The sequence below is a fragment of the Janthinobacterium kochi genome (genome assembly GCF_051380715.1).
In the GTDB taxonomy this organism is placed as follows: Bacteria; Pseudomonadota; Gammaproteobacteria; order Burkholderiales; family Burkholderiaceae_D; genus Janthinobacterium.
The window spans coordinates 113,224-130,783 of sequence record NZ_JBNYXO010000014.1 but is presented as its reverse complement, the minus strand read 5'-3'; the positions used below and the strand labels follow the sequence as shown (position 1 = coordinate 130,783).

The 17,560-nt window shown below is 62.2% G+C and carries 14 protein-coding genes; 7 read left to right on the top strand and 7 right to left on the bottom strand.

Annotated features, from left to right (window positions below; translation table 11 throughout):
* The 6 genes from ACQ4WL_RS23805 to ACQ4WL_RS23780 all read left to right on the top strand — a co-directional run bounded on the left by ACQ4WL_RS23805 (position 1) and on the right by ACQ4WL_RS23780 (position 9,623).
* Positions 1 to 1,263: a hypothetical protein gene (locus tag ACQ4WL_RS23805; RefSeq protein WP_436511962.1), complete on the top strand. Its 1,263-nt coding sequence runs from the start codon at positions 1 to 3 to the stop codon at positions 1,261 to 1,263.
* The gene (locus ACQ4WL_RS23800; RefSeq protein ID WP_436511961.1) at positions 1,263 to 2,855 is read left to right on the top strand and encodes a hypothetical protein; all 1,593 of its coding nucleotides are present in this window, start codon (positions 1,263 to 1,265) and stop codon (positions 2,853 to 2,855) included. The genes ACQ4WL_RS23805 and ACQ4WL_RS23800 overlap by 1 nt, the downstream gene beginning before the upstream one ends.
* A 1-nt stretch (position 2,856) precedes the next feature.
* On the top strand, positions 2,857 to 3,498 hold the full coding sequence (locus ACQ4WL_RS23795) for an OmpA/MotB family protein (protein ID WP_436511960.1): 642 nt from the start codon (positions 2,857 to 2,859) through the stop codon (positions 3,496 to 3,498).
* Between the two features lie 88 nt (positions 3,499 to 3,586).
* Entirely contained in the window at positions 3,587 to 4,921 is a 1,335-nt protein-coding gene (locus tag ACQ4WL_RS23790) for a hypothetical protein (protein ID WP_436511959.1), read from the top strand.
* Complete coding sequence (locus ACQ4WL_RS23785) at positions 4,918 to 6,915, top strand: phospholipase D-like domain-containing protein (protein ID WP_436511958.1); 1,998 nt, start codon at positions 4,918 to 4,920, stop codon at positions 6,913 to 6,915. Before ACQ4WL_RS23790 ends, ACQ4WL_RS23785 begins: the two co-directional genes overlap by 4 nt.
* The gene (locus tag ACQ4WL_RS23780) at positions 6,912 to 9,623 is read left to right on the top strand and encodes a helicase-related protein (protein WP_436511957.1); all 2,712 of its coding nucleotides are present in this window, start codon (positions 6,912 to 6,914) and stop codon (positions 9,621 to 9,623) included. The genes ACQ4WL_RS23785 and ACQ4WL_RS23780 overlap by 4 nt, the downstream gene beginning before the upstream one ends.
* Positions 9,624 to 9,868: 245 nt before the next feature.
* Here ACQ4WL_RS23780 and ACQ4WL_RS23775 read toward each other — a convergent pair whose 3' ends face one another.
* Positions 9,869 to 10,657 carry a helix-turn-helix transcriptional regulator gene (locus ACQ4WL_RS23775; RefSeq protein WP_436511956.1) on the bottom strand — a complete coding sequence of 263 codons (789 nt, stop codon included), beginning with the start codon at positions 10,655 to 10,657 and terminating at the stop codon, positions 9,869 to 9,871.
* Between the two features lie 110 nt (positions 10,658 to 10,767).
* Between ACQ4WL_RS23775 and ACQ4WL_RS23770 the strand changes: the two genes are divergently transcribed.
* Positions 10,768 to 11,964 (top strand): MFS transporter, encoded by a 1,197-nt coding sequence (locus ACQ4WL_RS23770; protein ID WP_436511955.1) that lies wholly within the window; start codon positions 10,768 to 10,770, stop codon positions 11,962 to 11,964.
* On the opposite strand, the gene ACQ4WL_RS23765 is transcribed toward ACQ4WL_RS23770, so the two are convergent.
* The 6 genes from ACQ4WL_RS23765 to ACQ4WL_RS23740 form a co-directional block, all read right to left on the bottom strand.
* Positions 11,961 to 14,270: a xanthine dehydrogenase family protein molybdopterin-binding subunit gene (locus ACQ4WL_RS23765; RefSeq protein WP_436511954.1), complete on the bottom strand. Its 2,310-nt coding sequence runs from the start codon at positions 14,268 to 14,270 to the stop codon at positions 11,961 to 11,963. The two genes, ACQ4WL_RS23770 and ACQ4WL_RS23765, sit on opposite strands and share 4 nt — an antisense overlap.
* Positions 14,267 to 14,743 carry a (2Fe-2S)-binding protein gene (locus ACQ4WL_RS23760; RefSeq protein ID WP_436511953.1) on the bottom strand — a complete coding sequence of 159 codons (477 nt, stop codon included), beginning with the start codon at positions 14,741 to 14,743 and terminating at the stop codon, positions 14,267 to 14,269. The genes ACQ4WL_RS23765 and ACQ4WL_RS23760 overlap by 4 nt, the downstream gene beginning before the upstream one ends.
* A 99-nt stretch (positions 14,744 to 14,842) precedes the next feature.
* Positions 14,843 to 15,622, bottom strand: coding sequence for an anti-sigma factor family protein (locus ACQ4WL_RS23755; RefSeq protein ID WP_436511952.1), 780 nt, complete (start codon positions 15,620 to 15,622; stop codon positions 14,843 to 14,845).
* Positions 15,619 to 16,146 (bottom strand): RNA polymerase sigma factor, encoded by a 528-nt coding sequence (locus ACQ4WL_RS23750; protein WP_436511951.1) that lies wholly within the window; start codon positions 16,144 to 16,146, stop codon positions 15,619 to 15,621. Before ACQ4WL_RS23750 ends, ACQ4WL_RS23755 begins: the two co-directional genes overlap by 4 nt.
* Before the next feature lie 21 nt (positions 16,147 to 16,167).
* Positions 16,168 to 16,539: a COG4315 family predicted lipoprotein gene (locus tag ACQ4WL_RS23745; RefSeq protein ID WP_436511950.1), complete on the bottom strand. Its 372-nt coding sequence runs from the start codon at positions 16,537 to 16,539 to the stop codon at positions 16,168 to 16,170.
* A gap of 57 nt (positions 16,540 to 16,596) precedes the next feature.
* Entirely contained in the window at positions 16,597 to 17,514 is a 918-nt protein-coding gene (locus ACQ4WL_RS23740; RefSeq protein ID WP_436511949.1) for a DNA-3-methyladenine glycosylase 2, read from the bottom strand.
* Between the last annotated feature and the right edge of the window lie 46 nt (positions 17,515 to 17,560).

The following is a 17,560-nucleotide window of genomic DNA, read 5'->3' as shown; positions in this document are numbered from 1 at the left end:
ATGAGTTTTTTTTCTAGAGTTGGGAATTTTCTTGGTAGCGTGGGGTCGGCCGTTGCCGGTGCGGCGAAAAATGCCTGGCGCGTCGCGAAGGAAACAGCAGCGAAAGCCATTGTGTGGATGGCGGATGGCGCCGAATCGGTGATAGGCGAAGCCAAAGAGCTGTGGCGCATGGCCGAGCCGTATGTCGCCAAGGCGCGTAAATTGCTGCAGTCCATGGCCCAAAATGCACCGCATCCGTGGTTGAAAGGCTTGGCCGGCATCCTCGATGGCTTGCTGGGCGCCTTGCAAGTATTTGCCAATGCCGAATTGGCCAAAAAATTGGAAAGCGCCTTGCGTTGGTGCATTACCGTTGCGCAAAAACTGCGCGAAACCTTCCTTTCCAAGGAGCAGGCGCAAGAGGCCAGACAACGCAAGGAAACGTTCAAGGATGCGCAGCAGCATGCAACACCCGAACAGCGTCACGCACTCGATCTGGCCGCGTTAATCAATAACTACGTCCTGGTGCAAAGCGGCATCAAGACCAGTCTCGATGGCGCCGGGGTCGATGACTTCGAACATTTCCTGCGTTTGCGGGCCACGCAAAAGCTGCTCAATCGCGTGGAGGGGGTCTTGAAACGCGCGAAGTGCGTGGACGATATTTCCTCAGACGACATTTTTCTTGTCGCGACGGGCAGTGTCCTGCTCGAGGCTGATCCAGCCCTGTCGGACGCAGAGATCGAACGTTTGGATGGCATCGTGGAGTCCATCTACGGCAAAAAGCTCATTCCCTTTGTTTTTGAAGAGATGATCTTGATCTGGAACGAGAAATGGAAGAAAGGCGAAGTGGCGTGGACAGAAGCGAACCAGACGGCGGCAAAAGACCGCTCCTTGCTGCGCCGCCTGCTGATGGAACAGCGTTTGGCCACATTGAACGAGGAAGACCGCACCATCCTGGTGGGCTTGCAGGATTCGGTCGAGGCCGAGACGCGGCAGCTCAATGAGCTCGCTGCTAATCAGCGCTATCTGCACAAGTATGTCGGTGCGGCCGAGGGATTCCTGCAAATGCTGGAGCAAGATGCCGAGACCCTGGAGGCCGAGGGCAAGGGCTTTCTCGCCGAAGAGGGGAGTCGTGTCGGCATGTTGATTATCGCATGCGTCCAGAAGGGGAAACCGTGGAGCGAGCTGACGGAAGAAGAACAGAGTCTGATCACGGACTTTGCGAATATTTTTGAGCAGGACAGCCAGGCGCGTGCCGATCAACTCATCGAAGTAACGGTAGATTAATGAATCTTGATATCTTGCATTTCCTGATACCTGGCTACGAGCCTCTGCAGCTCTTTTTCTTTTTACTCATAGTCGTTGGCGTGGCCTCCACACTCATCTTGCTGCGCAAGAATGCCACAGCCGCCTCCTGGGAGGCGAACTGGAGTGGTGGCGGCCTGGGGGATCTGTCCGGCCGGCTCGACGCCGAGCATGGTTCGGTGAATGATCTCAGCCATGCGGTTGCGACGCGTTCGGAGCAGTTGGCCGAGACCATGCCTGGCATCCTGCTGATCCTGGGATTGCTGGGGACGTTTCTTGGTCTCGGGTTGGCGCTGGACAGTGCATCGAATATCTTGACCAGCCACAACACCAGTGCGGCCGATGGCATGAAGAATTCGATGGATCAACTGATGCACATGATGGAAGGGCTTGGCACCAAGTTCAAGACCTCGACGTGGGGCATCATGGGTTTCCTGACCTTGAAATTATGTTCTTCCTACATGGGCGTCGATGAGCGCCGCTTGCGCTGGTGTGTGCGCAAAATGAAAGAACAGCTCGACGGTGCGAGGGATGAAGTGGTGCGCCGTGCCAGTCTGGGCACGGATCGGCTGGTCGATGCCGTTGGCGCCATGGGCGTCCAGCTGGGTAGCGTGCTGGAGCGCGAACTGGGCGCGAACCGGAAAGTGCTCGAGCAGAACGGGGCCTTGCTGGAGAGTAGTTGCAGCTTGGGAAATCAGGCCAAGTCCAGCCTGTCCGATATCGCCGGGCTGATGTCGGCCATGTTGGATAAAAACAATGACATGGCCGCAAGCAGCGCGGCGACCAGCCGGGAATTGTCCGCCTTCGTCGCAGCCAATAATGAAAATATGCAGGCGATGGCGCAGTCGTCGCAACAAATGGCCGACGCGGCCGCCGGAGTCGGGCATTCCGCCGGCTTGCTGGACGTGGCGATTAAGGCATTTGGCAGCGATGTGAAGCAGGTGCTTGATGGTGTGAAGCAAGATCTGGCGGGAACGATTACCAGCATGAGCGACAATTTTGGTGCGAAACTCGAGCAGATGGAGGCAAGTCTGGGCGGCGCGACAACCGATATTTCTACGGCGGTACAGCAGTTGTCGGGCCAAATGAAACAGACCTTGTCGAGCCTGGAGACGCAACTGGATACGACGCTGCGTGATATGAATGGCAGTTTCAGCAGCAACATTCATACCATGTCGTCCGACTTGACGGCGGCCACGGCAAAAATATCGGCGGCAGTGGAACAGTCTTCCGAGAACATGGGAAGCGCCATGCAGCAGATGGCTGGCAAGCTTGATGAAGCGGTGAAAATCCAGAGCGCCGCCGGCAAGGACTTCTCCTTGATCAGTGCGGCGCTCGACGAAAAAGTCACTGCCATGACGCTATTGGTGGACAAACTGGGCAACGATATCAAGTCCAGCCTGGGTGCCGTGTCGAGCAGCGCGCAGGAAGTCAAGCGCTTGAATAACCGCAACGAAAATGCGAGCGAGGCAATCGGCAGCGTGACTGCCGAGCTGGCCGCCATGGTGGAGCTGATGCGGGCGGCCCAGAAGAAGGAAATGAGTCCGCAGCAGGCTGACGTGGCCGAGAGCTGAAATGAAAGAGAAACCAAACGAATGGGTCGCGATTTCCGACCTGATGGCCGGGGTGGTGGCGGTGGTCATGTTGCTGCTTGTCATGGCCGTCCTGAAGAATGCTGCGGCAGAAATGGCGCATCGTGAGCAGGCGGAAAAGGGGAGCATTGCACAGCGAAAAAAGATCGCCACCATGCTTGGCCAGTTGCAGGCGGATATGGCGAGCCAGGGCGCATCGCAGCTGGTGCGCTTCGATATCGATAATGGCAAGATGACCTGGAGCGACAGCGTCTTTGCGCGCAGTAGCGCGTGCATCACGCCGCAGGCACGCGAGCTGTTTGGCAAGACGGAGGCGGTGATTGCCGATTTCTTGGCCAGCAACCATGGCGCGCAAGTCTTTGTCGAAGGGCATACCGACAATCTGGCGGTCAGCAAGCCGGTCACCGATATCGAACGCTATTGCACGGTATATGACGACAATTACACCTTGTCGGCCGCCCGTGCGCGTGAGGCCAGGCGCCTGCTGGTCGGCCGCCTGAGTGCCGCCAGCGCGAAGAATGTCGTCGTTGCTGGCTATGGCGATTCGCATCCCCTGGACGCTGCCGATCCTGGCAACCCCAGGAACCGGCGGGTCGAAGTACGCCTCGTTCCGGCCGAATCATAATCGGCTGCGCAATCGCGCGCCGCCACCTTCCCGCACCGCCGCCCATACCGGCGCCGGTGCGGCACTATCTTATTCGTCAGGAATTGACATGCATGAAATGCAATGGGGTCTGCTTGCGCCGGAATGGCTGAACAATGAGCGGCGAACGCGCACGCTCGATTTGGGCGTTGCCGTACGTACATTTAATGACCTTGCCGTACCAGGCATGGGGGGCGTGTGGTTTGGGCGTCAATTGTTCCTGGCGACATTGGGTGTCGCCGTCGCCCAGGCTGCGCGTGCGCAAAACATGGTGGTGAGCAATATCGAAACGGCCAATGCCATTGAAGCGCTCGCTTGTCTGCTGGCCTTGCGTGCCACACGCTGGGAATCGAATGAACGTCTGCGTGGCGCGCAAAAGATGCGTGGAACCACTGCCTTGACGTTTGCGCAGGCACGGCAGCGCAGTTTTTATGTCACCCAGCCCATGCGTATGGCGACCGTGCAGGCATTGCCGGCTTTGGGACTGGTCTCGTCGTCAGGCGAACAGTTCAATTCCTATGCGTGCACGCCGCAAGGGTATGAATTGATCTCGCGCATGTGTCACGGGTTTGCACCCCATAACCGGACAGTTCTGGATCACCTGACGGGCTGGGTTCTTGGGCAGTATCAGATCGGTGAAAAATCGCCGGCATTGCTGGCCGCCTTGTCACCCCTGGAGTTGCTACCCTTGAGCGTGCGTGAATGGCTGCGTGAGCAGCTGGAAATGGGCACCGGCAGCATGTCGCAGCGCAGGCGAGATACGTTGCGTTGGATGGAGAAACTGTACCGCTCCGGCACCCGCACCGTTGACTGGCACTTGCCTGCCGATGAAATTTCGGACGCCGATCATTGGCGTGATCTCCATGTCGGCGCCTTGTTCTTCCAGACCAGGGATGCCGCGATTGCGTTACTTGAGGCGGTGGAAGTCGTCATGAGCCCGGCGGTACCCCGGCAACTGGCCTTGCAGCAGGCCTTGCCCGGGCAGCTCGCCGAAAAGCTGGCGGTCTTGCGTACGTGCGCAGGCAACTTTTTGCTGCAAGAATATGATCCGACGCCGGACAACGTGGCAAGCACATTCTGCATGGAGTGTCATGGAGCAGACGATGCCATGCTGTTGCGCAACTTGGTGCAACGCGATGGTCAGGTTCTGCAACTACGTGCTGATCGCATCATTCCTGGCGCGGCATTTCGCGCCACGCTCGATCCTTCACTGGGCGCTGCCCAGGCTGCTCCCCGCAGCGATGAAGAGTCGGGTATCGAGACAGCCGTGGATACCTCATCAATGCCTGTTTTTCCAGATGGCATTTCACGGCGGATTCCCAATTTTTTCTTCTTTAATCTTGACCTGCATGGCGAGCGGGCACCGCGCATGCCGGTAGCGGAACTGGGGGGAGTCTTGTCATGAGCGATGCAAGCGACTTTCCACCTGCATTATCGCTGACGCAGCATTTTACCCCGCCGGAAGGGTATGCCGGCACCTTTGGCTGGCTTTGCGGCTATTCAGCTGATGCGGCATTTCTTGACGATGCCGTCGAGCGTTTTACTGGCCTGATGTTTTCTGGCAGGGCCAATGCCGGCACCATAGCGCTGGCTGTCATGTTGGACCCCGGCAATGAGCAGATCCGGCCGGTGGAAGCGCCGGGAATCTTGCATGTAGGCCTGTGCAAGAAGGCGCCGTTTCAATTGCTGCATGCCAAGGTGGCGGTGCTGGGTTTTCAGCATCCCGCCGAGCCACATGATTGGCATATCCGCTTGCTCGTTTCGACTGGCAACTGGACCCGGGACAGCCTGGAGCGTAGTCTCGATCTCGTATGGCGTATCGATCTCGATGGGGCCGATCTGCACGCGGCCGTGTCCGAACAGCGGCGCGTGGATCTGAGCGCTGCGTGGCAGATGTTGAACTGGTTGCGTGCTTACTTTGATTTCCGTGCCTTGTACGGCACATCCAGCGCAGGCAAGGAGGGCCAATCTCACCTGGCAGCGGACATGGTGGAGGCCTGGCTGCGGACTGTGACGGCGACGGTGCGTGGCACGACGTTGGCGCCTCGCTATTTTGACAATCGGAAGCAGGGATTGCTTGCCCAGTTGCCGACCATGGTCAGGCAGCAGGGCGGAGCTTTTTCCCGCAATTACCTGGCGCTGGGATCAGGATTTTATGAATCGGCGACTGACGCCACGTGCATCCCGGGGGTGCTGAAAAAGATACATGCGGCTCTGGACGAGGCGGATCTGCTGACGGCCAAGGCAGAGATCGACGTTTTTGTTAATCCGCTTGCTTGCCAGGCCGTGCACAGCGGCATGCCGGGTTTGCAGCAGGCTGGGTGGTCGGTGCGTGCAGCTGCCACGCCTCCTGCATTCGGGAGCGCGCCGCGTGAGCTGCATGCGAAGTTCATTTTTTCCGCTAATCATCGTCCGAGCTCCGATGTGTGCCTGCGTCCATGGTTGTACTTGGGCTCAGGCAATCTGACGGGACCCGGGATTGTGGAGAAAATGCGCGCGGGTGGCGGCAATCTGGAGGCTGGCGTCATTTTCGCACCGCAACATCTTGTATGGCGCCGCGCGCGTGGACAGCAAGCAGTACAGATGGTGAGCGAGGTATTGCCCGTGCAGTGGCAGGAAGGTGGCGTCGAGGATGCCACGACGGTCGCGCCGGGTGGCAATATGCCCGAACGTCCCGTCCTGTTTCTTGCGCCACCGCTGGCCTACCTGGTTTGGCGGGAGAACGAGGATGGCGGCTGGCTGGTCAGCGACGGCGAAGCGGCGGGCGAATTCGAGTTGCTCGACAGTGCTGCGCATCCGTGTCCGGTGGATACTTGCGGGCGCTACATCTGGTCATCGGCACAGCCGCGTGAGGTAATGCTGCGCTGGCGTGTCGCGGACAAAATGCAGATTGCGGCCGTGCCTGTGATCGATGAACACGGACGGATAGCTGGCATCCCCTTGTTGCCCATTGAGTTAGAAGAGGCATGGGGTTTGTTGCTGCGATTCCCTTTGCCACCCGATGACGATGACGATGTGCCAGGGGACAAGCGTAAGCGCGGCAACAAGAAGGATGGGCGTGGCAGCACGCCGTCGCCGGCGGCACGCTATTGCATACGTAGCATGATGGAGCTGATTGAAAATATTGCCATCAAGCAAACAGCTTTGCGGGAGCCTAACTGGCATGCCTGGTGTCATCGACTGGAACAATGCCTGATGCAGGCGGCAGGCAGCGATTTGGTGCTGAACTTCACACGGCTTGCCATCAACCCTCTGAGTCCGCTTTGGCAAGTCCCGTTTCGTCCGGACTTCGCCGCCACCAGCGACAGTCCGGCGGGTCAGGCATATGAGGCGGCATTGGCGCGTATTGAAGAGGCATGGGGCGTAAATGAACTCGCAGCAATAGGAGCAACTGCATGAAGCAGCAATTTAACGGATGGGACGCGGTGCTTGCAAGCCTGGCGTCCATGGTTGCCGAACAGAATGCATTGGAAAAAGCACATGGTCCGGCGGCTGCGCAGTTGAATGCGGGGCAACGCGCCAGCCTGGTGAAAATCTCGACTTCGCTGGCGCTCTCGCCAGGCATGATCATTGCCGATGAAGTTGGCATGGGGAAGACACGCATTGCCGTGGCACTGGCAAAAGCTGTCATCAGCGCCGGTGGCCGCGTGGCGATTCTGGTGCCGCCCGGGCTGGGTTTTCAGTGGCAAAAGGCATTGCTGGAAGGTGGTTTGTCTGCCACTGGCCTGGTGCGCAGCCTGGCCGCGTATCAGCAGGCGTGGCAGCCGCAGGGTAAAGGCAAAGAAGCGGCGCCATGGTTTGAACAGCCCGCCGTGCTGGTTTCCCATGGCTTGACCAATTGGCGTCTCGGCGATGCGGCCAGTGCATGGCGCTGGGGCTTGCTGCCTGAACTGCTGGCGCAGTGGCGAAAGAAAACTCGCGAACGCTTGCCAAACGGATACAAGAGTGCGCGCAGTGGTTGCGAATCTGATAGCTACAAGGCAATGCAGGCCGCTGCATGCAGTATTGCCAAAGCCACGCCAATCGATGACGAACACCCTGGCTGGCGCCGCCTGACGCAGATAAGCGAGACCGTGCCTTGGTCTGCCGATGTCTGGGATAGCGCTTCCTATGGTAACCGCGAGGACTTGCGCAAGCCTTTACAGCAGGCAGTCGGCATGGGGCTTGGCGTCTTTGATCTGATCATTACCGATGAGGCGCATCGGAACCGTGCGCCCGAGAGTGCCTTATCGGCCTTGCTGGGCACGGTGATGCTGGCAACCGATGATGCTCGCCGTCTGGTGTTGACCGCTACCCCGGTGGAACTCAATGCAAAGCAGTGGCAGGATATTCTGAACCGCATCGGCCTCGATCCCCTCAAAGTTGCCAGCCTAAGCCAGATTATTGAAGAGTATGCAGCCGCAGCGTTACGTCTGCGCCAAGTGTGGCGAACCAGCGAAGCTGCCCGTCTGGACTTTGCCCGCCTGGCGACAGTATTCAAGCAGGAGTTGGCACCGTTCCTTATTCGCCGAGACAAGCGTGAAGACGAGACCGTTCGTTTGTTCCAGCGCCATACGGGACGCCCGCTGAGCGATTACCGTGAGCAACGGGAAATCGTGGTTGAGACTGAAAAGCTCGCGCCTGCCTGGCGTCACGCCGTGTGTGTGGCCGAGTCGCTTTCACTGGTAGCGCGTCAATCCACGCACGGCATGGCCAAGCGTTTGCGCCTGACCTTGGCCAATGGCCACGGCATTGCCAGCTTGATGGATCAGATTCGACGCATAGAGGCCGATGGCGCGCAGGAAAAGGATGATGAAATTGAAGCCATGCAAGATACTGCGTCTGGCGCTGCTGGCAAGGTGTTAGTTGCCAACGATGACAAACGTGCGGCGCGCGCAAAGTGGTGGCTCAATGCATTGGGTGACGTGTTTGATGACGATGGCGAGTCCTTGTTCGATCATCCTGCCATTCAGGCAGCAGTCGAAGCGATTGAGGAGGTCACGCAACAGGGTGGCAAGGTATTGGTATTTGGGCGCTTCAGCATTCCCATGCATGCGTTGACAGCGTTGTTGAATGCGCGCGAAATGCTGCGCCGCATCGAGAAGGATTTGCCCTGGCCGCAGGCCAAGGTACATCGCGAGGAGTGGAAGGTAGCGCATAAGATTGACGAGTTGAGTGCCCTGCGCGCGGCCCAGCTGCAGCTGGGTACGAAAGTCGATTTTGCCACGCTCGATGAGCTGTTGAAGCAGCGCTATGAACGCGAGCAGGGGCGACGGGAAACTGTGCGCAGGCATTTGCTCGAGACGCTAGAGCATGGCATGCAAGCCTTGGCGCCAGCTCAGAAATCTGCCATTTATCAAATGTTCCAGGCCTTTTGCGAAAGCGAGGCGCAATGGCTGCAGATGGAGACAAAAAAGGGACTACACCCTTCCGCGCTGATGGCGCGTGCCTTGTCCGATCTGATGGGTGAAGCGGATAGGGAACATGGTGCGCTCGCGTATGCGCAGGCATTTTGTGAGCTTTTCGATGCGATGGGCGGCCAGAATGAAGAGAATGATGACGCAGATCAGGAAAAGATGCAGCGAAAACGCTGGGAAGTCCTGTGGCAGCGCTTGCAGGCGGAATACAGCAATCCGGAAGGCGGCTTTGCGCGCTTGATGGTTGGGGCAACCAAGCAACCCACCCGGCGCTTGCTGCAAGCGGCATTCAACCGGCAGCACAGTTATCCGAAAGTGCTGGTAGCCCAATCGTTGGTAGGACGTGAAGGCCTGGATTTGCATAAAGCTTGCCGTACCGTCGTGCTGTTGCATCCTGAATGGAACCCTGGCGTGGTGGAGCAGCAAATTGGTCGTGTCGACCGGCTTGGCAGTCAATGGGGAATTGACGTGCGCGCAGCCATTGAGGCCGGTGTATCGGCAGAGGCGATACCTCGCATCACCATACGCCCAGTCATTTTTCGGGGCACGTATGATGAATATAACTGGGAAGTTCTGCAACAGCGCTGGGATGATTTACGCGCGCAATTGCATGGTGTCGTTATCCCGCCACGTCTGGTTGAACCAGAATATCAGGCGCTGGCTCAGGAATTGACCTCATTGGCACCGAGTTTTTCTCCGGGGAAAAGCTAGGTCGGCCAGGCAAGCCTGGCAAAGGAGGCGTGCATTGCGCCTTCCCTTACTGCATGCGCAATAGTCGGCGTTTTCGTCCGCGGCATCCTCACGGGCACTGCAAGCAGTTGCGCTGGAGTCTGGATTCAAGTTCCATGCTTTTTCGCAATGTTGGCTTTTGCATGACACCGACCTTGTTCCGGCACCCTGCGAAGCCGCTGATTTCTCGCAAGAAGGGCAGCGGTTTTTTCGTTGTGCGCTATCGTTCACTGCGGCTGCTGGCGCGCATATACCACCAGCCGCAAGTGGCGGTCCGCATCGATGGTCAGCGAGGTATGCTCATAGGGGACCTGTTCGCCGTCGATTGTCAGGCGGCGCACGCCTACACACGGCGCATGCACGTCATGGCGGCGCCACCATTGCTTGAATTCGGGCGACACTTTTTCCAGCTCTTCCACCAGCGCATGGATATCGGCTTCCTGCGTGGCGCGCGCGTAGTCGCGGCGAAAGCTCGACAGCATCAGCGGTGCCTGCTCTTCCCAGGCCGTGAAGCGTGACCGCAGCAGCGGGTCGGTAAATAGCAGCCACAGCAGATTGCGGCGCGCGGCAGCATGTGCGCCGAAACCAAACAGGGTATCCGCTGCCTCATTGAACGCCAGCACGTCCCAGCGCAAGTTGAGCACATAGGCTGGATGCGCCAGTTCGTGCATTAATCGGCGCACCGGCGGCGGCACCACGCAATACGTCTTGCCCTCTTCGGCCGGCGGACGCGCATGCGCCAGCAGGAACAAGTGGCGCCGTTCGCCCGCGTCCAGTTTCAGCACTTCGGCCAGCTTGTCGAGAAAGGCGCTCGAGACGCCGATGTCGCGCCCCTGTTCCAGCCAAGTGTACCAGGTCAGCCCCACACCGGCCAGCGCCGCCACTTCTTCGCGGCGCAGTCCCGGCGTCCTGCGCCGCCCGCCGCCGGGCAAGCCCACGTCCTCGGGTGATAGCCGCGCGCGCCGCGCCTGCAGGTAGGCGGCCAGTTCGTGGCGGGTGCGGGCCAAAGTGCGCATGGTGCTGTCTTTCCGGTGAGCCTGTTGCTATGAGTAATAGCATAAACAGTTAAATTGTAATTGTTTATATTGTATTTCAGAATGCCTGCTTTCTTTCCGAAAGCTTGCCCATGTCTGACTATTCTTCTTCCAGTGCCGCAGCGCCTGCCGCCACCGTGTTGCCTGCCACCGTCTACCTGATCGCCGTGGGCGCGTTCGCGCTGGGCATGGCGTCGTATGTGACGGCGGGCTTGATGCCGATGATCGCCGGTGCGTTTTCCATTTCCCTGGCGATGGCCGCGCAGTTGGTGACTGCGTTTACGCTGGCCTACGGCCTCGGCTCGCCTCTTGTCGTGGCCTTGCTGCCGGCGCGCGCGCAGCGCTCCGGCCTGTTGATTGCCCTGGCGGTGTTCGTGCTGGCGAACGGGGCCAGCGCACTGGCGCCCGGATTCAGCAGTTTACTGGCATGGCGGGCCATTGCCGGCATCGGTGCGGGCGTCTATCTGGCGCTGGGCATCGCGGCGGCTGCCGGCGTGTCGGCAGCGCAGCAAAGGGGCAAGGCCATCGGCGTGATCATGGGCGGCATGGCGGGCGGCACGGTGCTGGGCGTGCCCTTGAGCCTGTTGTTGGCGCAGCAACTGGGCTGGACGGCGGCCCTGTGGCTGGTCGCCTTGCTGGGCGCGCTGGCGCTGGCGGGCTTGCTGTGGAAGCTGCCTGCGCTGCCGGTGGCGCAGGCCATTTCGTTGCGCCGCAAGCTGGTCTTGCTGGCCGACGGGCAGGTGCTGGCCATCTTGCTGGTGTCGCTGCTGGCAGCCATCGCCAGCCTGGGCATGTACACGTTTATCGCGCCGCTGCTGGCGTGGTCCGCCCAGGGGGCAGCGATTTCCGCCACGCCCTTCCTGTGGGCATGGGGCGTGGGGGGGATCGTGGGCAGCGTGCTGGTCGGGCCATGGGCGGACAAGGTGGCGGCGCCGAAACTGACCTTGTTCATTTTGCTGCTGCTGGCGCTGGCCTTGTGCGCGCTGCCGTTGGCGGCCGGCTGGTCGGCCTGGCTGATGCTGGTGCCAATTGCGCTGTGGGGCGCGGCCGGCTGGGCCCTGCAAGTGCCACAGAACCAGCGGCTGCTGGCTGTGTGCGCGCGGCAGGGCGACGGCAACCTGGCCATCGCTCTCAACGAATCGGCGCTGTACCTGGGCAGCGCCATCGGCGCCGCCATGGGCGGCTTGCTACTCCTGCTGGACTGGCCCATGTGGCTGCTGGCGGCCAGCGCCGCCTTGGTGGCCGCCGCAGCGTTGCTGCTGCAATTGCCCGCCGCGCGGCGCGCCTAGACTTTCTTCGCTAGTTGCATGCCCACGGGCAGGGCGCGGATGCGCTTGCCCGTGGCGGCGAAGATGGCGTTGCACAGGGCCGGCGCGATGGGCGGCGTGGCCGGCTCGCCCACGCCACCGAGCTCCATGTCCAGGGTGCCCGGCACCAGGTGCGTGTGGATCACGCGCGGCGCGTCGGCGGCGCGCAGCACGCTATAGTCGTGGAAATTGCTTTGCTCGACCCGGCCATTCTTGAAACTGATTTCGCCGCTCATGGCCAGCGACAGGCCCATGATGCAGGCGCCTTCGATCTGCGAGCGCACGCGGTCCGGGTTGATCTGCGGTCCGCAATCCATGGCGATATCGACCCTGGGCACGATGACTTCGCCGGCTGCGTTGATCTCCACCTCGATCACGGCTGCCACATAGGTGACAAAACTGTAGGACACGGCCAGGCCCAGTCCCCGGCCTTTGGGCAGTTTGCGGCCCCAGCCCGCCTTGGCGGTCGCCAGCTCGATCACGTGGCGCATGCGGCCTATGTCGACCGGATATTTCGCCGGGTCTTCGCCATAGTTCCAGCCATCGGACAGTTCGGCCGGGTTGATCTTGCGCGCAGGACCCAGCAGTGCCAGCAGGTAGTCGCGATGGTCCTTCTTTGCCGCGTGGGCCAGTTCGGCCGTGAACGACTGGATGGCGAACGCGTGCGGGATATTCGAGACGGAACGGAACCAGCCGATGCGCGTGTGGGCCTGCACCTCGGGCACTTCGACGCGGATGTTAGCAATGGCGAACGGCACGTTGATGGCCGACATGCCCAGCTCGAATGGCGCCTGCTTGTTCGCGCCGGCGGCAAAGGTCGAGGTGATGGTGGGCGCGGCCGTGCGGTGCAGCCAGGCCGTCGGCATGCCTTTGGCGTCCAGCGACGCTTCCAGCCGTTCGACGGACACCGTGTGCAGATAGTCGTGCTGCAGGTCGTCGTCGCGCGTCCACGTCAGCTTGACGGGCGCGCCATCCATGGCTTTCGACAGCAGCGCCGCCTCGACGGCGAAATCGGGTTTCGATTTGCGTCCGAAGCCGCCGCCAAGCAGGGTCACGTGCACGGTCACGTCGTCATACGCCAGGCCCAGGGCCTTGGCCACGTTGCTGCGCGTCGCTTGCGGCGCCTGCACGCAAGCCCACACTTCGGCCTTGCCGTCGGCGATGCGCACGGTGGCGGCGGGCGGCTCCATGGTGGCATGGGCCAGGTGGGGCAGATAATATTCGGCACTGAATTTGCGCGCGGCGGGAGCGGCGGCCAGGGTGGCCACCGTCTTGCCCTGGTCGCGCGCCGGGTTGGCCGGCTGGCGCACGGCCGCTTCCAGCGTTTTGCGGAAGGCCTTCGAATCGTAGTCGCCGTTCGGGCCATCGTCCCATTCCAGCACCAGCGCTTCGCGGCCCTTGATGGCGGCCCAGGTGTTCTTCGCGATGACGGCCACGCCGCCGAGTGGATTGAACATGGCCGGCGGCGCACTGCCCGCCAGTTCGACGATGCGCAGCACGCCCGGCACTTTCAGGGCTGCCGTCTGGTCCACTCTTTTCAGCTTGCCGCCAAATACGGGAGGGCGGGCGATGACGGCATACGCCATGCCATCGAGGCGCGTGTCGATGCCGAAGTGGGTATTGCCCGTGACGATGTCGTGCAGGTCGATGCCGCGTGTGTTGGTTTGCCCGATGTAGCGCAGCTCGCCGGCCGTTTTCAGGCTGATGCGCGCGCGCGGCGGCACCGGCAATTTGGCCGCTTCCCCGGCCAGGGCACCGAAGGACAGCGAGCGCCCGCTGGCCGCATGTACGACCGCATGGTTGGCGGCTTTGACTTCCGTCACGGGCACGTCCCAGCGCACGGCCGCCGCCGTTTCCAGCATCAGGCGTGCCGTGGCGCCCACGTGGCGCATGGCGCGGAACGAGTGGCGCATGCTGCGCGAGCCGTCCGTATCCTGGCTGCCGTAGCGCGCTTCGTCGGCGGGCGCCTGCTGTACGCGCACCTGCGCCCAGTCGGCGCCCAGTTCGTCGGCCGCCACCATGGGCAGGCTGGTGCGGATACCCTGACCCATTTCGGCGCGGTGCGCCACGATGGTGACGATGCCGTCGGAGGCGATCGACAGGAAGACCAGGGTGTCGTCCACCACGCCGCCAGCCATCTTGTCGCCGCCGTATTTGACGGCGCCGGCCGCCATCACCAGGCCAGAGGGGCCGGCCACCAAGCTCAAACCGGCCAGCGCGCCGGCCGCCTTGAGCCAGTTGCGCCGCGCAGGCGAGGCGGGGGCGGGGATGTTTTCAAGGATGCTCATTTGGCAGTTCCTTTCGCGTTGATGCTGGCCGCGGCCTGCTTGATGGCCGCGTGGATGCGCGTGTAGGTGCCGCAGCGGCAGATATTGCCGCTCATCGCTTCGCGGATCTGCCGGTCGTTCGGCGCCGGCGTCTTGTGCAGCAGGGCCGTGGCCGACATGATCTGGCCAGCCTGGCAATAGCCGCATTGTGGCACGCCGTGCTCCTGCCAGGCTTGCTGCAGGGCCAGGCCGACCTTGTCTTTGCCCACCGCTTCGATGGTGGTGATTTTCTTGCCGGCGGCGGCCGACACGGGCGTCACGCAGGAACGGATGGCAGCGCCATCGAGGTGCACGGTGCAGGCGCCGCACAGGGCCATGCCGCAGCCGAATTTGGTGCCGGTCATGCCCAGTTCGTCGCGCAAGGCCCACAGCAGGGGCGTGTCTTCAGGCAAGGCAAGCTCGTGCGGCTTGCCATTGATGGTCAGGGTCGTCATGTCTATTCCTCGGAGTGGGGATGGTGCGGCGAAGCGCGACGGCCATCCGGCATACGCATGAGTGCATCAGTATGGGATGGTAGCACCAGCCGGCCTGCTTCAGCGCGGCTGTTCCAGCTGCGCATACACGGCGTCGGCGATCTTGCCCAGCGCCTGTTTGGGCAGGCTCGCCGAGAGGGCATAACCAAGCTGGTCGTCGATCCAGTAAAACACGCTCAAGTCCTTTTCCTGCGTGTAGCGGAAAGCCGTTTCCTGCCTGCCGGCCCGTTCCTTGGCCACGTACAGGGTCAGGCGCTTGCCACCGCCATCTTCATACATGAATTGCGCCACGGGGCCGTCGCCATCGCCGGGCAGCAGGCGCCCGCCGATCAAGTGGTAGCCGAGCGGTGACAGCGCGGGCGGCTGCAATTTGCTGCCCAGGCGTTTCGACAGCCATTGCACCAGATGCGCCTCTTGTTCGACCCCCACTTCCACTGGGTGGCGTACTTCGGGCGTGTAGACGGCATGGGCGATCGCGGCGCTGCGCGCCAGGGAGATCGGGTTGGTGCCGGTGGTCACGCTGCCGCGCAGCAGCCAGCCGCCCGCGCCGCCCGCGATGACCAGCACGACGGCCGCTGCCGCCTGCATGGCGTGGCGCTGCCAGGCGCCGTTCGCCGCCGGAGGCGATGCCGCCTGCCGCAGGGCCGGCGGCACGGCTTCGTCCAGCACGGGGTCGAACAGCGCGCGCAATTGCCGGTTTTGCTCGCGCCAGGCGTCCACCCGGGCGGCATCGTCCGGATGCGCGCGCAGGTGGGCGTCGATGGCTGCGCGCTCTTCCTCGGGCAGGGCGCCGTCGGCCAGGGCGTGCAATTGCGCTTCGCTGATGGCTTGCATTGTCATTTCACGACTTTCAGGGTGGGCGGGCCGCTGCCCTGGCTGCCGGCAGGGCGGCCGTCGAGCAGGATGCGCAGTTTATCGCGCCCGCGCGACAGGCGCGACATCACGGTGCCGACGGGGATGCCCAGGGTGGCCGCCACCTGTTCGTACGGCATTTGTTCGAGCCCGACAAGCAGGATCACTTCGCGCTGCCCGAGCGGCAGGCGGGCCAGCGCCGCATCCATTTCGCCGATGGCGATGGCTTGCCCCGGCGCGCGCTCCGGGGCGGGCAGCACGCTGTCGTCGTCGAGTTCCTGCAGCGCCAGGCCGGGGCGGCGCAGTTGATCCGCGTGCAGATTGTGCATGATGGAGAACAGCCAGGGCCGCATGTCGCTACCGCGCTGCCATTGATCGAGCCTGCGCCACGCCCGCTCCACGGTATCCTGCACCAGGTCGTCCGCGTGCAGTCCGCCCACCAGCGCACGCGCATAGCGGCGCAGGCCGGGCAGGCAGGCCTGCAACTGGCGGCTGTCCTCTGGTGTGGTCATCGTCGGGGCGGGATGGGGTGCTTACGGCTTGACGACGTGCCACACGTTCTTGAAATTGTCGCCGGCCACGTCGCCCGGCTTCTTGTCTTCCTTGTACAGGTACAGGGGCTTGCCCTTGTAGGTCAGCTGCATGGCGCCGTTGTCCTCGCGCTTGATGCTGCCATACGGGGCGGCAGGCGCCGCGTCGGTGGCGATGACGGCGGGCCAGGCGACCAGGCAGCCGCCGCTGCAGGCGCTCTTGCCGCTGTCAGCGACATCCTTGTCGAACACATATACGGTCATGCCGCTGGCGTTGACCAGCATGCCGTTGGCGGGCATGACGTCGGCGGCGAAAGCCAGCGGGGCGGATAACACGGTGAAAAGGGCGGCGGCAAAAGTGGTGGTAAAGCGCATGATGGTCTCCTTGAGGTTTTGAGGGCTTGCAAGGGATAGACGTTGGCCGTCCGCCGTTTATTCCCGCTCTGGCGAATTATTTTTTTCCGGCGCATGCAGGCTGGCCCACAGGTGGGCGGCCGCCATGGTGCGGTGCGGCGCATACTGGCGCAGCCATTGCTCCGTGCGCGCCATGTCCGGCTTGACCTCTTCGCCGAGCAGCTTTTGCAGGGCGGCGCGAATGGCCACGTCGCCATGCAGCGAGCAGTCGGCGTAGCCGTAGCCGCGCAGCAGCGCGTAGTTGACGGTCCACGGGCCGATGCCCTTCACGGCCAGCAGCGCCTGCGAAATGGCTGCCACGTCGCCCGAGGGGGGCAGCTCCAGCGACAACTCTCCCTCGTCGACCAGGCGCGCCAGGCGCAGCACGGTTTCCGCCTTGGCGCGCGAGAATTTGCGGCTGGTCAGTTCTTCCACCGACAGCCGTGCCACGTCGCGCGCTTCCGGGTAGCACCACAGGCCGTTGCCGTGCCGGCGTCCCGCCTGCAGGATAAAGGTGCGGCGCAGCGCAATGGCGAACGACAGGTTGATTTGCTGTCCGATGATGGCCCAGGTCAGCGCCTCGAAGGGGCTGGCAGATTGCACGATGCGCAAGCCCGGATTGACGCGGACCAAAGGCGCCAGCAGCGGGTCGCTGGCGGCCAGCCGGGCGAATGGCTGCGGATCGATGCGCAGGCCGAGGATGTTCAGCAGCGCGCCGTGCAGGGGCGTTTGAAGGTCGGCATCGGCATCGCCATCGATGTCTGCCTGGCAGATGGCAGCATCCTGCGTGAAGGCGACGTCCAGCACCACGGCACTGCCACGCAGCAGGATGCCCTTGCGCAGCCCCGTCGGCGTGACTTGCTCCGCCACGGCTTCGCCATCGCGGCTATGGAAGGCGATGACATCGTCGCGGCGGTAGCCGGCGGGCAGGGGCAGGGTCCAGTGCAGCAGGGTCATGGTGGCCAAAAATCAGGAAGGTAGCAGGGTCGCGCCGCTGGCGCAT

Excerpts from the sequence above, each read along its gene's own strand:
- ACQ4WL_RS23795 (WP_436511960.1), top strand. The coding sequence starts at position 2,857 with ATGAAAGAGAAACCAAACGAATGGGTCGCGATTTCCGACCTGATGGCC.
- ACQ4WL_RS23750 (WP_436511951.1), bottom strand. The coding sequence starts at position 16,146 with ATGACCACACCAGAGGACAGCCGCCAGTTGCAGGCCTGCCTGCCCGGC.
- ACQ4WL_RS23745 (WP_436511950.1), bottom strand. The coding sequence starts at position 16,539 with ATGCGCTTTACCACCACTTTTGCCGCCGCCCTTTTCACCGTGTTATCC.
- ACQ4WL_RS23780 (WP_436511957.1), top strand. The coding sequence starts at position 6,912 with ATGAAGCAGCAATTTAACGGATGGGACGCGGTGCTTGCAAGCCTGGCG.
- ACQ4WL_RS23755 (WP_436511952.1), bottom strand. The coding sequence starts at position 15,622 with ATGACAATGCAAGCCATCAGCGAAGCGCAATTGCACGCCCTGGCCGAC.
- ACQ4WL_RS23760 (WP_436511953.1), bottom strand. The coding sequence starts at position 14,743 with ATGACGACCCTGACCATCAATGGCAAGCCGCACGAGCTTGCCTTGCCT.
- ACQ4WL_RS23770 (WP_436511955.1), top strand. The coding sequence starts at position 10,768 with ATGTCTGACTATTCTTCTTCCAGTGCCGCAGCGCCTGCCGCCACCGTG.
- ACQ4WL_RS23805 (WP_436511962.1), top strand. The coding sequence starts at position 1 with ATGAGTTTTTTTTCTAGAGTTGGGAATTTTCTTGGTAGCGTGGGGTCG.
- ACQ4WL_RS23785 (WP_436511958.1), top strand. The coding sequence starts at position 4,918 with ATGAGCGATGCAAGCGACTTTCCACCTGCATTATCGCTGACGCAGCAT.
- ACQ4WL_RS23740 (WP_436511949.1), bottom strand. The coding sequence starts at position 17,514 with ATGACCCTGCTGCACTGGACCCTGCCCCTGCCCGCCGGCTACCGCCGC.
- ACQ4WL_RS23790 (WP_436511959.1), top strand. The coding sequence starts at position 3,587 with ATGCATGAAATGCAATGGGGTCTGCTTGCGCCGGAATGGCTGAACAAT.
- ACQ4WL_RS23800 (WP_436511961.1), top strand. The coding sequence starts at position 1,263 with ATGAATCTTGATATCTTGCATTTCCTGATACCTGGCTACGAGCCTCTG.
- ACQ4WL_RS23765 (WP_436511954.1), bottom strand. The coding sequence starts at position 14,270 with ATGAGCATCCTTGAAAACATCCCCGCCCCCGCCTCGCCTGCGCGGCGC.
- ACQ4WL_RS23775 (WP_436511956.1), bottom strand. The coding sequence starts at position 10,657 with ATGCGCACTTTGGCCCGCACCCGCCACGAACTGGCCGCCTACCTGCAG.